The sequence below is a fragment of the Allopusillimonas soli genome, from assembly GCF_004153445.1.
GTDB classification, from domain to species: domain Bacteria; phylum Pseudomonadota; class Gammaproteobacteria; order Burkholderiales; family Burkholderiaceae_B; genus Allopusillimonas; species Allopusillimonas soli.
In genome coordinates this window covers 319068-333227 of the sequence record NZ_SDQC01000001.1, presented here as the reverse complement: position 1 = coordinate 333227, position 14160 = coordinate 319068, and the positions used below count along the sequence as shown (strand labels likewise).

General features: G+C 60.0%; 14 protein-coding genes. 11 read left to right on the top strand and 3 right to left on the bottom strand.

Annotated features, from left to right (window positions below):
• Window positions 1-12 precede the first annotated feature (12 nt).
• A complete protein-coding gene (glpK, locus tag ERD78_RS01600) occupies window positions 13-1506 on the bottom strand; it encodes a glycerol kinase GlpK (protein ID WP_129967419.1) in 1494 nt (497 codons plus the stop codon).
• Between the two features lie 30 nt (window positions 1507-1536).
• Window positions 1537-2298 (bottom strand): DeoR/GlpR family DNA-binding transcription regulator, encoded by a 762-nt coding sequence (locus ERD78_RS01595; protein WP_129967418.1) that lies wholly within the window; start codon window positions 2296-2298, stop codon window positions 1537-1539.
• A 135-nt stretch (window positions 2299-2433) separates the two neighbouring features.
• Here ERD78_RS01595 and ERD78_RS01590 point away from each other — a divergent pair, with 135 nt between their 5' ends.
• From ERD78_RS01590 to ERD78_RS01560, 7 genes are all read left to right on the top strand, one after another.
• Window positions 2434-3531 (top strand): ABC transporter ATP-binding protein, encoded by a 1098-nt coding sequence (locus tag ERD78_RS01590; RefSeq protein WP_129967417.1) that lies wholly within the window; start codon window positions 2434-2436, stop codon window positions 3529-3531.
• A 25-nt stretch (window positions 3532-3556) separates the two neighbouring features.
• Window positions 3557-4633 carry an ABC transporter ATP-binding protein gene (locus ERD78_RS01585; protein WP_129967416.1) on the top strand — a complete coding sequence of 359 codons (1077 nt, stop codon included), beginning with the start codon at window positions 3557-3559 and terminating at the stop codon, window positions 4631-4633.
• Window positions 4630-5523 (top strand): carbohydrate ABC transporter permease, encoded by an 894-nt coding sequence (locus ERD78_RS01580; protein WP_129967415.1) that lies wholly within the window; start codon window positions 4630-4632, stop codon window positions 5521-5523. Before ERD78_RS01585 ends, ERD78_RS01580 begins: the two co-directional genes overlap by 4 nt.
• The gene (locus ERD78_RS01575; protein WP_129967414.1) at window positions 5516-6331 is read left to right on the top strand and encodes a carbohydrate ABC transporter permease; all 816 of its coding nucleotides are present in this window, start codon (window positions 5516-5518) and stop codon (window positions 6329-6331) included. The genes ERD78_RS01580 and ERD78_RS01575 overlap by 8 nt, the downstream gene beginning before the upstream one ends.
• A gap of 10 nt (window positions 6332-6341) precedes the next feature.
• Entirely contained in the window at window positions 6342-6650 is a 309-nt protein-coding gene (locus ERD78_RS01570) for a DUF2160 domain-containing protein (protein ID WP_129967413.1), read from the top strand.
• Between the two features lie 78 nt (window positions 6651-6728).
• On the top strand, window positions 6729-8459 hold the full coding sequence (locus ERD78_RS01565; RefSeq protein WP_129967412.1) for an ABC transporter substrate-binding protein: 1731 nt from the start codon (window positions 6729-6731) through the stop codon (window positions 8457-8459).
• Window positions 8460-8539: 80 nt separating this feature from the next.
• Window positions 8540-10135, top strand: coding sequence for a glycerol-3-phosphate dehydrogenase/oxidase (locus ERD78_RS01560; protein WP_129967411.1), 1596 nt, complete (start codon window positions 8540-8542; stop codon window positions 10133-10135).
• Between the two features lie 53 nt (window positions 10136-10188).
• On the opposite strand, the gene ERD78_RS01555 is transcribed toward ERD78_RS01560, so the two are convergent.
• Window positions 10189-10734 carry a C40 family peptidase gene (locus ERD78_RS01555; RefSeq protein WP_245152290.1) on the bottom strand — a complete coding sequence of 182 codons (546 nt, stop codon included), beginning with the start codon at window positions 10732-10734 and terminating at the stop codon, window positions 10189-10191.
• Window positions 10735-11148: 414 nt separating this feature from the next.
• On the opposite strand from ERD78_RS01555, the gene flhD reads away from it, so the two are divergent.
• The 4 genes from flhD (at window position 11149) to motB (ending at window position 14154) form a co-directional block, all read left to right on the top strand.
• Window positions 11149-11481 carry a flagellar transcriptional regulator FlhD gene (gene flhD / locus ERD78_RS01550; RefSeq protein ID WP_129968281.1) on the top strand — a complete coding sequence of 111 codons (333 nt, stop codon included), beginning with the start codon at window positions 11149-11151 and terminating at the stop codon, window positions 11479-11481.
• 7 nt (window positions 11482-11488) lie between these two features.
• Window positions 11489-12163 carry a flagellar transcriptional regulator FlhC gene (flhC, locus tag ERD78_RS01545; RefSeq protein ID WP_129967410.1) on the top strand — a complete coding sequence of 225 codons (675 nt, stop codon included), beginning with the start codon at window positions 11489-11491 and terminating at the stop codon, window positions 12161-12163.
• Window positions 12164-12246: 83 nt separating this feature from the next.
• Window positions 12247-13119 (top strand): flagellar motor stator protein MotA, encoded by an 873-nt coding sequence (motA, locus tag ERD78_RS01540; protein ID WP_129967409.1) that lies wholly within the window; start codon window positions 12247-12249, stop codon window positions 13117-13119.
• Between the two features lie 9 nt (window positions 13120-13128).
• Complete coding sequence (gene motB, locus ERD78_RS01535; protein WP_129967408.1) at window positions 13129-14154, top strand: flagellar motor protein MotB; 1026 nt, start codon at window positions 13129-13131, stop codon at window positions 14152-14154.
• Window positions 14155-14160: the final 6 nt, after the last annotated feature.

Below are 14160 nucleotides of genomic sequence, written 5' to 3'. Positions count from 1 at the left end.
GGGCCATATCTCCTATTCAGCGCAGGCCTGCCGCACGGCATGTTCCCAACGCGCCATCAATGCGTCCGCTTGCGCGCGCGGCATCTGCGGCTCGAAACGCCGTTCGACTTGCCACAGGCTGGATAACTCTTCCTTGTCCTTGTACACACCACTTGTCAGCCCCGCCAGATAAGCGGCGCCGAGCGCTGTGGTCTCCACCATCGTCGGGCGCAGGACGGGAATGCCAAGCAGGTCTGCCTGGAATTGCATGAGCAGGTCGTTGACGCACGCGCCGCCGTCGACGCGCAGTTCCGTCAATGGCTTGCCGCCAGCTTCCACGGCATCCCGGCTCATGGCCTGCAACAGCGCGGCGCTTTGGTAGGCAATGCTGTCCAGCGCGGCGCGGGCGACATGGGCCATGGTCGTGCCGCGTGTGAGGCCGGTGATGATCCCTCTGACCTCGGCTTTCCAGTACGGCGCGCCCAGGCCGGTAAAGGCGGGTACCAGCATGACGTCTCCAGCATCCGGTACGCTGCGGGCAAGGGCTTCGATCTGGCTGCTTTTTTCAAAGGCCTCCATGCCGTCGCGCAGCCATTGCACCACTGCGCCAGCCACGAACACGCTGCCTTCCATGGCGTATTCCTTTCGTGCATCGACCTGGGCGGCGCTGGTGGTGACCAGCCCGTTGCGGGATGTCTGGAAGGACTCGCCAGTATGCATGAGCATGAAGCAGCCCGTGCCGTAGGTATTCTTGGCCATGCCGCCATGAAAGCATGCCTGGCCGAAAAGGGCGCTCTGCTGGTCGCCAGCCACACCGCAGATGGGTATGGGGTGGCCCAGCAGGTCGGTTTCAATGGCGCCGAATTCGGCACCCGAGGGCAGTACCTGGGGCATGAGCGACGGGTCGATGTCGAGCAGGGCCATCAGGTCGGGGTCCCAGCTGTTCTCGCGCACATTGAACAGCATGGTGCGCGATGCATTGCTGACATCGGTCACATGGCGCTGGCCGCGCGTGAGCTGCCAGATCAACCAGCTGTCTATCGTACCGAAGGCCAGTTCGCCCTTGCGGGCCAGTTCGCGTGCGCCATCGACATGATCCAGTATCCACTTGAGCTTGGTCGCGGAGAAATAGGCGTCGATGCGCAGGCCGGTTTTTTCGAGGATCAGGCTCTCATGGCCCGCTTCGCGCAGTTGGGCGCAGGTGTCTTCGGCGCGCCGGTCCTGCCAGACGATGGCATTGTGTATGGGTTCGCCGGTGTCTCGACGCCAGACCAGCGTGGTCTCTCGCTGATTGGTAATGCCCGCCGCGTGGATGTCGGATGCGGACAGCCCCGCCTTGCCGATGGCGTCGCGCGCGGTCGCCAACTGCGCACGCCAGATTTCCCTCGCGTCGTGTTCAACCCATCCGGCCTGCGGATATATCTGGGGAAGCTCTTGCTGCGATACCGAAACAATGTTCCCCGGTTTGTCGAACACGATGCTGCGGGTGCTGGATGTCCCCTGGTCAAGTGCAAGTATGTAGGTCATGATTCGTAAGAGTGAGGTTATCGGCTGGCGTCACGACACATCGCAGCGCACATGTGCGCGCGCAAGGACGTCAGGGAAGGGAGCGGGCGGTGCCTCATCGGTGAACAGACGATGGATCTGCCCCAGATATCCCACACGCACCATGGCCCTGCGATTGAACTTGCTTGCATCGGCGGCCAGCCACACTTCGCGCGCATGTTCGATGATAGCCTGTGACACCTTGACCTCCCGGTAGTCGTAATCGCGCAGGGATCCGTCTTCCTGGATGCCTGAAATGCCGATGAGCGCGATGTCGACTTCGAACTGGCGGATGAAATCAACGGTCGCCTCCCCGACGATACCATTATCGCGCGGGCGCACCACGCCGCCTGCCACAATGACTTCACATCGTTCGTTGCGGCTGAGAATGGCCGCCACATTGATATTGTTGGTGATCACCCGCAGGCCTGTGTGCTGAAGCAATGCCCGGGCGATGGCTTCGGTTGTGGTGCCTATATTGATGAGCAGCGAGCAATCGTTGGGCACGGCCTGGGCGACCGACCGCGCAATGCGGCGCTTGCCTTCCGCATTCAGGCTCTCGCGCTGGCGATAGGCGATGTTCTCGGTGGTGGAGTTCGGAACGCGCGCGCCGCCGTGGAAACGAGCCAGTAGTCCCGCTTCGGCCAGACGCTGTACATCGCGCCGCACGGTCTGCACGGTGACGTTCAGACGAACGGCCAGTTCCTCCAGGGTACAGGAGCTGTATGCACGTAGATGCTGAAGCAGCAAAAGCTGCCTGGGGTTGGGATTCATGGTGGTGCCGGCCAATAAGGACAGTTCAGAATGTACAACGAAAGAAAACGAAGCCGTCTTAGGGTTTACGATGACTGCAATTTGCCGCAAAACGAACAATAATGCGCCAAATAGAAAAGAAACGAGGATGCAGCCATGCAACTGGCGCTGGAGGAAATTACCCGCAGGGAGGGAGCCGAGACCTGGCTTTATGACACCAGCCTGTCCTTGCAGCCGGCTGCCCTGACTGTGCTGCTTGGCGCTACCCGAGCGGGAAAAACCAGTCTCATGCGCATCATGGCCGGCCTTGATGCGCCAACGACGGGCAGGGTGATGGCCGATGGCCGCGACGTCACCGGTGTGCCTGTGCGCAAGCGCAATGTGGCCATGGTGTACCAGCAATTCATCAATTATCCATCGATGACGGTGGCGCAGAATATCGCGTCTCCATTGCGCTTGCGTGGCGAGCGGAATGTGAGCGAGCGCGTTCGGCAGCTGGCGCAGCGCTTGCACATCGACATGTTTCTTGATCGCCTTCCCGAGGAATTGTCCGGCGGCCAGCAGCAGCGTGTGGCGCTTGCGCGTGCGCTGGCCAAGAATGCGCCGCTCATGCTGCTGGACGAGCCGCTGGTCAATCTCGACTACAAGCTGCGCGAGGAGTTGCGCGAAGAATTGGGACAGGTATTTGGCAGCGGCGAGAGCACTATTGTCTATGCCACGACGGAGCCGGCCGAGGCTTTGATGCTCGGAGGCCATACGGCGGTCGTGGACCGGGGCAGGGTGCTGCAGTACGGACCAGCCGCCGAGGTGTTCCAGGCGCCTCGCAATCTGGACGTGGCCAAGGCGTACAGCGATCCGCCGATGAATTTTTTCCAGGCATTCCGCGTTCCGGGCGGCCTTCAGCTGCCTCATTCGGTGCTGCTGCCCCTGGAACTGGATCAGGGAGCGCCGGGGGCAGATGCGCATGCCACGACGGGCAGCGTCACGGTGGGCCTGCGCGCCGCCTCGCTGCGGCTGGCAGGGCGAGACGGCGACTTGACGGTCAGCGGGCGGGTGTCTCTGGCGGAAATGTCGGGATCCGATACCTTTCTTCATCTTGCCACCGAACTCGGCGATCTTGTTGCCCAATTGCAGGGTGTGCATGAAGTGGCGCTTGGGACGCAGTTGCCCGTTCATTTTTCACCCGCAAGTTGCTATGTCTTTGACGCCGGTGGCGATCTGGCACTGGCGCCCCGTGGCGGGAGGCCGGCATGAACCGCTTTTCCAGGATGCACTGATCATGGCACGCATTGATCTCGATCTGGCGCATGCATACGGCCCCAATCCCCGCTCGGATGACGACTATGCCTTGCTGCCGCTACGCATGACGTTCGAGGACAGCGGCGCTTATGCGCTGCTGGGGCCTTCGGGCTGCGGCAAGACGACGATGCTCAATATCATTTCGGGCTTGATCGCGCCCTCCGAGGGCACAGTCAAGTTTGATGGCGTGGATCGCACCGCGGATACGCCTCAGGAACGTAATATTGCCCAGGTGTTCCAGTTTCCGGTCATCTACGACACCATGACTGTTGGCGAGAATCTGGCTTTTCCGCTGAAAAACCGCAAGGCGCGGCCGGAACAGATTCGTGCCCGGGTGGGCCAGATTGCGGAAATGCTTGAGCTCAGCGGGCAGTTGGACCGCCGCGCCGCGGGCCTGTCCGCCGATGCCAAGCAGAAGATTTCGCTCGGACGGGGCCTGGTGCGCCCCGACGTGTCGGCCATTCTGTTCGACGAGCCGCTAACTGTGATCGACCCGCAGCTCAAATGGCAGTTGCGGCGCAAGCTCAAGGAAATCCACAAGGAACTAAAGCTGACGCTTATCTACGTCACGCATGATCAGGTTGAGGCGCTGACCTTTGCGGAGCGCATCATGGTGATGTCGCGTGGCAGGGTGGTGCAGGTGGGCTCACCGCAGGATCTGTTCGAGCGTCCCGCGCACACATTCGTCGGCCATTTCATAGGATCGCCAGGTATGAACTTTCTGCCGGTGTCGATAGACGGCGATGCCGTCACAGCCGCCGGCCATCGACTTGCAGGCCTTGCCGACGGCGTACTGCCGCAAGGCGAACTGAAGCTGGGCATCCGTCCAGAATACACCCGGGTGACCGGAAAGGGAGATGCGGGCTCCGTGCCGGTCGTGGTGGAGAAAGTGCAGAACATAGGCGTTTGCCATCTTCTCACCATGCGGCTGGGTGAGCACGTGCTTCGCGCCCGCATAGGTCTGGAGCAGACGCCGCCCCAGCCCGGCGAGACCACGCATCTGGCCCTGCTCTCACCGCAGACCTGCTTTTATCGTGACGAGGAGCTGGTGCAATGAGTCAATCTGTGAAGCCCGTCAACCAGCGAGCCTGGTGGCTCGTGTTGCCCGTGTGCATCTGTGTTGCGTTCTCGGCCATCATTCCCTTGATGACAGTAGTGAACTACTCGGTGCAGGACATCATCATGCCGTCCAACCCCGTCTTTGTGGGCACGGAATGGTTTGCCACGGTCATGCGTGACGAGGAACTGCATTCGGCGCTGGTGCGCCAGATCGTGTTCTCGCTGTCGGTGCTGCTGGTGGAAATTCCCCTGGGCGTGCTGCTCGCCCTGTGCATGCCGGCCAAGGGCAGGCGTGCCTCCATCGTGCTTGTACTGATTGCCCTGTCGCTGCTCATTCCCTGGAACGTGGTGGGCACCATCTGGCAGATCTTCGGCCGTACGGACATTGGCCTGATGGGGCGTGCACTGCATGCGCTTGGCATCGAATACAGCTATGCCGCCAATCCGACCCAGGCGTGGCTGACAGTGCTGCTGATGGACGTATGGCATTGGACGCCGCTTGTCGCGTTGTTGGCCTATGCCGGATTGCGTTCCATTCCTGATGCCTACTATCAGGCCGCCAGCATCGATGGCGCAAGCCGCTTTGCCGTATTCCGCTACATACAGCTTCCGAAAATGCGCGGCGTGCTCATGATCGCCGTGCTGCTGCGATTCATGGATAGTTTCATGATCTATACCGAGCCGTTTGTGCTGACAGGCGGCGGTCCGGGAGATGCCACGACTTTTCTCAGCCAGTACCTCACGCAGAAGGCGGTGGGGCAGTTCGACCTTGGGCCGGCCGCGGCGTTCTCCCTGATTTATTTCCTGGTGATTCTGCTGTTGTGCTTCGTTCTCTACAACTGGATGCAGCGCGTCGGTACCATGGACCGGAGGACTTCGGATGAGTAGACGCAGCCCTGTGCGCGTGCGCACTATATTCCTGATTCTGTATCTGCTTTTTGCCTTGCTGCCCATCTACTGGATGGTCAACATGAGCTTCAAAACCAATGCAGGCATTCTTTCCAGTTTCTCTCTGCTGCCGCGCGAGTTTACCTGGGACAACTACATTACGATCTTTACAGATCGTTCCTGGTACAGCGGCTACATCAACAGCTTGGCTTATGTCAGCATCAACGTGATCATTTCGCTGACGGTGGCGCTTCCGGCCGCCTACGCCTTTTCGCGCTATCAGTTCCTGGGCGACAAGCATGTGTTCTTCTGGCTGCTTACCAATCGCATGACGCCACCCGCCGTATTCCTGCTGCCGTTCTTCCAGCTCTACACCACACTGGGTCTGATGGACACTTATTGGGCCGTTGCGCTTGCGCACCTGGTTTTCAACGTGCCCCTGGCGGTCTGGATACTGGAGGGTTTCATGAGCGGCATTCCGCGTGAAATCGATGAAACAGCCTATATCGACGGCTACAGTTTTCCACGTTTCTTTCTCACGATTTTCATGCCGCTGATCAAGTCGGGCATTGGCGTGGCGGCATTCTTCTGTTTCATGTTCAGTTGGGTGGAGCTGCTTCTGGCGCGCACGCTCACCAGCGTGAACGCAAAGCCCATCGTCGCGACCATGACGCGCACGGTGTCGGCATCGGGCATGGATTGGGCGACGCTGGCGGCGGCGGGAACCCTCACCATCATTCCCGGCGCCATCGTCATCTGGTTTGTTCGCCACTACATTGCAAAGGGCTTTGCAATGGGGCGTGTGTAAGGAGGCGGTCATGTTCGACTGGATGGTTTGGACCCTGCCCACCGCCGTGTTCTTCATCTGCGTCGTGCTGATGCTGGTGGGCATGACGCTGTGGGAGATAAAGTCGCCGACGGCGATGCGCAAGGGCTTTCTGCCCATTGCCACGACGCGCGGGGACCGTCTTTTCATCGGGCTGCTCATCGTGGCCTATATCAACCTGGCTTATCTCGGCCTGGGCGAGAAGTTTCAGACATGGTTCGCATTGCAGGAGGAGCCCAGTATATGGATCAGCTTCGTGCTGTCCATGTGCGTTCTCGTTCTTGTGATGCGCAAAGGTTAGCCGTTTCAAGGCTGTGCGCGCCGTCCCCAGGGCGCGCGGCTGGACAAGAACCTGGGGGCCAATCTAGAGGAGAGTGCAATGCTGTTTCGTCGAACTGCGCTGGCGTTTGCCATGGCATGCGTACTTACCGGCCACGCATGGGCCGGAGAAGCCGAGGCAAAGAAATGGATCACGGACGAGTTCCAGCCGTCCACGCTGAGCAAGGACCAACAACTGGCGGAGATGCAGTGGTTCATTGATGCGGCGAAGAAGCTCAAGGATCAGGGCGTCAACGAGATTTCCGTCGTCTCGGAAACCATCACCACCCACGAGTATGAATCGAAGACGCTGGCCAAGGCATTTGCCGAGATCACCGGCATTACGGTGCACCACGATCTTATCCAGGAAGGGGATGTGGTCGAGAAACTGCAGACTTCCATGCAGTCGGGACACTCCATATACGATGGCTGGATTTCAGACTCGGACCTGATCGGCACGCATTATCGCTATGGCGAGATGCTGTCCCTTACGGATTACATGAACGGTGAAGGCAAGCAATGGACCAATCCGGGGCTGGATCTGAAGGATTTCATCGGAATATCGTTCACAACCGCGCCAGACGGAAAAGTGTACCAGCTGCCTGACCAGCAGTTCGCCAACCTGTACTGGTTCCGTTACGACTTGTTCAACGATCCCGATCTGAAGAAGAAATTCAAGGACAAGTATGGCTATGAGCTCGGCGTTCCGGTGAACTGGACTGCCTACGAGGATATCGCCAACTTCTTTACCAATGATGTCAAGACCATCGATGGGAAGCCCATTTACGGGCATATGGATTACGGCAAGAAGGATCCTTCGCTGGGATGGCGCTTCACGGACGCGTGGCTGTCCATGGCGGGCTCGGCCGACAAGGGTACGCCCAACGGCATGCCGGTGGACGAGTGGGGCATACGCGTGGCCGAAGACAAGTGCACACCGGTCGGTGCCTCGGTGTCGCGCGGTGGCGCCACCAATTCGCCGGCGGCTGTCTATGCGCTGACCAAGTACATCGACTGGCTGAAGAAGTACGCGCCCAAGCAGGCTCAGGGCATGACGTTCAGCGAAGCTGGCCCCGTTCCTGCCCAGGGCCATATTGCGCAGCAAATCTTCTGGTACACCGCCTTCACGGCCGATATGACCAAGAAGGGCCTGCCTGTGGTCAACGAGGATGGCACGCCCAAATGGCGCATGGCACCCGCTCCGCACGGCCCGTACTGGAAGGAGGGCATGCAGAATGGCTATCAGGATGTGGGCTCGTGGAGCTTCTTCAAGAACGAGGATCCCAAGAAACTGGCCGCCGCTTGGCTGTACGCCCAGTTTGTGACATCCAAGACCGTGTCGCTGAAGAAGTCGATCGAAGGCCTGACATTCATTCGGGACAGCGATATTCACAGCGACTACTTCACCAAGAATGCCAGCAAGTACGGCGGCCTGATCGAGTTCTACCGCAGCCCGGCCAGGGTGGCGTGGACGCCCACTGGCACTAATGTGCCCGATTACCCGAAGCTGGCGCAACTATGGTGGAAGAACGTGGCCACGGCCATTACGGGTGAAAAGACGCCCCAGCAAGCCATGGATAATCTCGCAGAAGAGATGGACAAGGTGATGGCTCGCCTGCAGCGGGCAGGCATGAAGCATTGCGCGCCCAAGCTCAACAAGAAGAGCGATCCATCCAAGTGGTTGAGCGACACGGGAGCGCCGTGGAAGAAGCTGGACAATGAAAACCCCAAGGGCGAAACCGTCAACTACGACGAACTGCTGACGGCCTGGAAGGAAGGCCGTGTCCGCTAGCTGAAGTCCGGGGCCTTGGGCCCCGGTGGCCCGCCTGATTTAAACTAACGGGTTGCAATTTTTTTTGCTGATAGACGCATATGACAACTCCCAATTCCCCGCAGGCGACGGACAGGGCCCAGCTGCTTTCGGCCTTGGCGGGGCTTGGCCAGGTCGATCTGGCCATTATCGGCGGAGGCGCCACAGGCCTGGGCGTAGCGCTGGATGCGACGCTGCGGGGACTCTCCGTGGTATTGCTCGAAGCCTGCGATTTCGCGAAAGGCACCTCTTCGCGCGCCACCAAACTGGTACACGGCGGCGTGCGCTACCTGGCGCAGGGCGATATCGGCCTGGTGAGGGAGGCGCTGCACGAGCGCTATACGCTGCTGCACAATGCGCCGCATCTGGCGCGACCGCTGCCATTTGTCATGCCCGGCTACAAATGCTGGGAAACGCCTTTCTATGGTGTAGGCCTGAAAATATACGATGCCCTGGCAGGCAGCGCCGGGCTGGGTGCAACCGAGTTTCTGAGCGCCGCCAGTACCCAGCGCTGCATTCCGGGCGTGCGGGAGCAGGGACTCAAGGGCGGCGTCAAGTACTGGGATGGCCAGTTTGACGACGCTCGTCTGGCCGTGACCCTGGCCCGGACGGCCGCCAGCAGTGGCGCGTTGCTGGTGAACTACTGTCCTGTCACCGAATTGCAGCACGAAGGCGGCAAGGTGGTTGGCATCCGCTGCCACGACGCCGAGACGGGGCAGTCGTTTCAGATAAGGGCGGGCTGCGTGGTCAACGCCACCGGAGTCTGGGTAGACGAAATACGCGCCAAAGACGGGCAGGCCATCGGGCGGAAGGTCCAGCCTATGGTTGCTCCCAGCCAGGGCGTGCATCTGGTTGTTGACCGCGATTTTCTGCCTGGCGATCATGCCATGCTCGTGCCTCGTACGCAGGATGGTCGCGTCTTGTTCGCGGTGCCGTGGCTGGGGAAGGTGGTCTTGGGCACGACGGATACACCGAGGCACGATCTGTCCCGCGAGCCCAATCCCTACCCGCAGGAGGTCGCATTCATACTTGGGGAGGCGGCGAAGTATCTGCGGCGCGCGCCCACCCGCGAGGATGTGCGCAGTATCTGGGTGGGGTTGCGCCCCCTGGTTCGTCCGCCTGAGGACGAAGAGGGTGCCACGAAGAAGATCAGCCGCGAGCACACGGTGCTGGTGGGTGCAAGTGGGCTTGTGACGGTAACAGGCGGGAAATGGACTACCTATCGCGCCATGGCGGAAGACGTCCTGGCCAAGTGTATGCAGGATGAGCTGCTGCCTGCGATTCGGGCTTCGCGCACCTCGGACTACCCGCTGGTCGGCGCGCCTCGCGATGGCTCGGGCCGCAAGTCTCTGACGGGCAATCCCGGGTTGGAAGCCTATGGCACGGAAGGCAGCTTTCTCCAGATGCTGCCTGGCGCCGATATCGAGCTGGCGCCGGGACTCACCGAGGCCATGGTGCGGTTCGCCGTCCGCCACGAGTACGCCCGTACCGTGGAAGATGTCTTGGCCCGCCGTTCCCGCATGCTGTTTCTGGATGCCCGGCAGGCGGCAGCGCTTGCACCGCGCGTTGCCGACATTATTCGGAGCGAGCTGGGAAGGGATCCCGGCCTGGAGGCCTTTCTCGATTTGGCGGCGCAGTACCACACGCTGCCCGCCTGATGTCAGAGCCTTCAGGCATGGGGGCCGCGACCGGCAGGGGCGAGCTTGTGCGCTCAGTTGGCGAACAGTGTGGCAGCCGCCTCAAAATGGCGCGCGTAGTAGGGGTTGGATAAGGAATCCACACGTACGCGCCCTCCGGAAGAGGGGGCATTTACGAACTGACCGTCGCCGATGTAAATACCCATGTGCGAGTAGGGTCTGTTCAGGGTGTTGAAGAAAACAAGATCGCCGGCCGCCAGCTGCGTGCGCGGTATGGACCGGCTGATGCGCGCGATGCTTGCCGCCCGGTGAGGGAGGGCGTGTTGTGTGGCATCGCCGAACACGTACGATACGAGCCCGCTGCAGTCGAATCCTTCGTCCGGCGAATTCCCGCCGTAGTGATAAGGCGTGTCCACCATGCTGAGCGCGGTGAGGACGACATTGTTGCGCTGAGCCGGATCCAGAGAAACATGCGACTGGGGGGCGTGGGCGCCCGGCGCGCGTGCATGCCTGGCTGGCGGGCTCGCACACCCTGCGAGTATCAGCATGACAATGATGGCCGGCCCTGCGGTGCGTCGCATGGGGAATGTCCGCAGGCCGGCATGGCGGCGTCGTTCCATGAACAGCTTCCTTCTCGATTTTCAGTATATTGACTGAAAATTCCTTACATAACAAGGTATTGCTTGGGGTTTTTAAAGCATGTTCGCCAATATGGCGGGGGCATGGCCGGCTGCGGGGCTTGAAAACAACGCTTGTTACTCAAAAGCCTCAAATTGAAACGGAAATGTAAAAAGAATGACTTTTGTCAGATAAATTTATATCAAAGTTTGATACTATCGTTATGTTTTTGACGTGCATACAGCGCACGGAGGAACTGATTATTTCCATTATTCAGGAGGGTTACAGGAGTTTTTCCTGTATTCAGCTGACTGTAACTTAACGTTATAGATGTAATAATAAATACATTACATAATGTAAATATCATGTTGTTTCGCGCGTCTGTCCGTCCGTTTCCCGTCCAAATGGAGAGCATGATGCCCGTAACGCAAAATACGCTGCAGAGCGACATACAAGAAGTCAATCTGTCCTATCTCATGCTTGCGCAGCGTCTTTTACGCGAAAATTTTTCGACCGGCATGTACCGGCTGGGTTTCGATGCCGACGTCGCTGAACTGGTCATGAATCTTTCGCCGGCCCAGTTGGTGAAACTGGCAGCCTCCAATTCGCTGATCTGCGGCTTCCGGCTCAACGATTACGAGCTGCTGTCTTCCCTGACACAGGATGTGTTGGGCGGCATACTTCAGCAGGCCCATTCCACCATATTGCTTGCGCAGCGTGGCACAGTGCGCGCGGCCGCGGCCTCCTGAGGCCGCCATGGCGTCGAAAAGCGTTGCGCGCGAAGCCGAGGAGATCGTGCTGGCCACCCGCATGATCCACCTCGGCGCGCGGCTGCAGGTTCTGCAGGCGGAAACCAGCCTCAGCTACGACAGGCTTGCCCGGCTATATCGGGAAATCAAGGGCTGCTCCCCACCCAAGGGTATGTTGCCTTTCTCGGTCGACTGGTTCATGACATGGTTGCCCAATGTCCACTCGACCATGTTCTACAGCATGTTCTGCTATATCGACAGACACACGCCGTCCAAGAAGGCCCACGCGCTTGTGGACGCTTATGCGCTGTATCTCGAGCAGGCGTCCGCGGGCAGGCCCGAAACCGCTCCGGCCGAACCGGTGCTCAGTTTCACCCGCGCGTGGATGCTCGTGCGGTTTTTCGACAGCGACATGCTGCAGCTGTCGCAATGCGTGCGCTGCAAAGGGGGCTTCGTAGCGCACGCCCACGACCCGGATCACGATTTCGTCTGTGCCATTTGCCGGCCTCCTCCACGCGCAGGCAAGACGCGCAGTCGTGCCCGGCCTGCGCAAGTGCTGCATGATGCGCTCGACCGTGCTGCAGCGCTTGCGGCGGACGGCACCGCCGGCCAGCCCGCACTGGGCGCGGGGCTGCCCTCGGCGGGTCAACCGCGCGGTGGCCACCTCAACCGGCGGATCTAGCCTCGAAAACACCCGTTGACAGGGCCTTTCATTGTCGCGAAATAGGGCGAAGATAGAACAATGTATTTGTTCAAGGCGCGTTCGTGTTCATCGTCCTAGGCTTTCTGATTGTCATTGTTTCGGTATTCGGCAGTTTCGTGGGCCTGGGCGGCCACATGGGCGCGCTGTATCAACCTCTTGAACTGCTGCTTATCGCGGGTGCGGCACTGGGCGCGTATATCGCGGCCAGCAGTGCGAAATCCGTCGGACTGCTCCTGCAGTCCCTGCCCATGGCAGTGCGCAAAAGTCCGTACAGCAAGGAGCTGTACATGGAACTCATGGCGCTGCTGTATGTGCTGCTCAACAAGGCGCGACGCGACGGTCTGATGTCGATTGAGCAGGACATCGAAGACCCCGCTTCAAGTCCGATATTCGCCGAGTATCCACGCATAACGCGCGATCGGAATCTCATGGATTTCATCACTGATTATTTACGCCTTATGGTCAGCGGCAATATGAGTGCCTACGAAATCGAGACCCTGATGGATCAGGACATCGAGTCGCAGCAGCAGGAAAAACATGTACCGGTCGGCGCATTGCGCGCCGTTGCCGATGCGCTGCCTGCCTTCGGTATCGTGGCGGCGGTACTGGGCGTCATCAAGGCGCTTGCCTCGGCCGACCAGCCGCCCATTGTGCTAGCTGATCTTATTTCGAAGGCGATGGTGGGTACCTTTCTTGGGATATTGCTGGCCTACGGTTTCGTGGCGCCGCTGGCCTCGTCCATAGAGCGCAGGAGCGCTGCCTACGCCAAGGTGCTTGAGTGCATCAAGGTCACGCTGCTGGCCAGCATGAACGGTTATCCGCCGCAGTTGGCGGTAGAGTTCGGCCGCAAAGTGCTGTTCACCTATGCACGACCCTCGTTTGTGGAACTGGAGGCCCATGTGCGCCAGGCGCGCAGCACGGGCAGGAAGGACTAGTTGCCCGCCATGAGCAAGTCAGAACCCCGCATCGTGGTGCGGCGCCGGCGTCCGCACGTCAGCGCGGAGCACGGCGGAAGCTGGAAGATCGCCTATGCCGACTTCATGACCGCGATGATGGCTTTCTTTCTGGTGATGTGGCTGCTGGCCATCGTCCCCCAGAAAGACCTGCATACCATCGCAGAATACTTTCGCATGCCGCTGATCACGGCAATTACCACAGGGCCTTCGGTCAGCTCCCGCCCCAGCGTCATTCCCGGGGGCGAGCCCAGCGCCATCCCCAATGTTGCACCTCGTCCCGCGCCCCGGCCCAATGTGCACGAAGACGGAGACAGGCGCGACGTCGAGCGGCTGGAGAATCTGAAGGCCGAACTGGATGCGCTCATCAGGACCGATCCGGTCCTGAAGGCTTTCCGCCCGCAATTGCTCCTGGACATGACGCCCGATGGTTTGCGCATACAGATCATCGATCGGCAAAACAGGCCCATGTTCAGCACCGGAAGTGCACAGGTGCAGCCCTATATGCGGGATATTCTTCGTCAGCTCGGCCCGACTTTCAACAAACTGCCCAACCGCATCAGTATTTCCGGTCATACCGACTCGATTCAGTATGCCAATGGAGAGCGTGGCTACAGCAACTGGGAGTTGTCGGCGGATCGCGCCAATGCGGCGCGCCAGGAACTGGTTCAGGGAGGCATGGATGAGGCCAAGGTAAAACGCGTCATCGGACTCTCTTCGTCGGTGAGCCTGATTAAAGACGATCCCGCTGCCGCCGTTAACCGCCGTATCAGTATTGTGGTGCTGAACCGGCGTGCCGAAAGACGCATCGATCAGCAATATGCCATCCGTACCGATACAGCTAGATTGAGGGAACTGCTCGAGCCCGCAGGCGACAGCCCGGCCGCCGATACGGCCTCGGCCGATAAACCGTTGAGCGCCAGCCCGCCCGGGCGGGAGCTGCCTGCCGAAGGCCTGTCTGGCCACACTTCGGGCGATGGCGCGCAGCCTGCCGGCGGTGTCGCCGGACAACCCTGATTACAA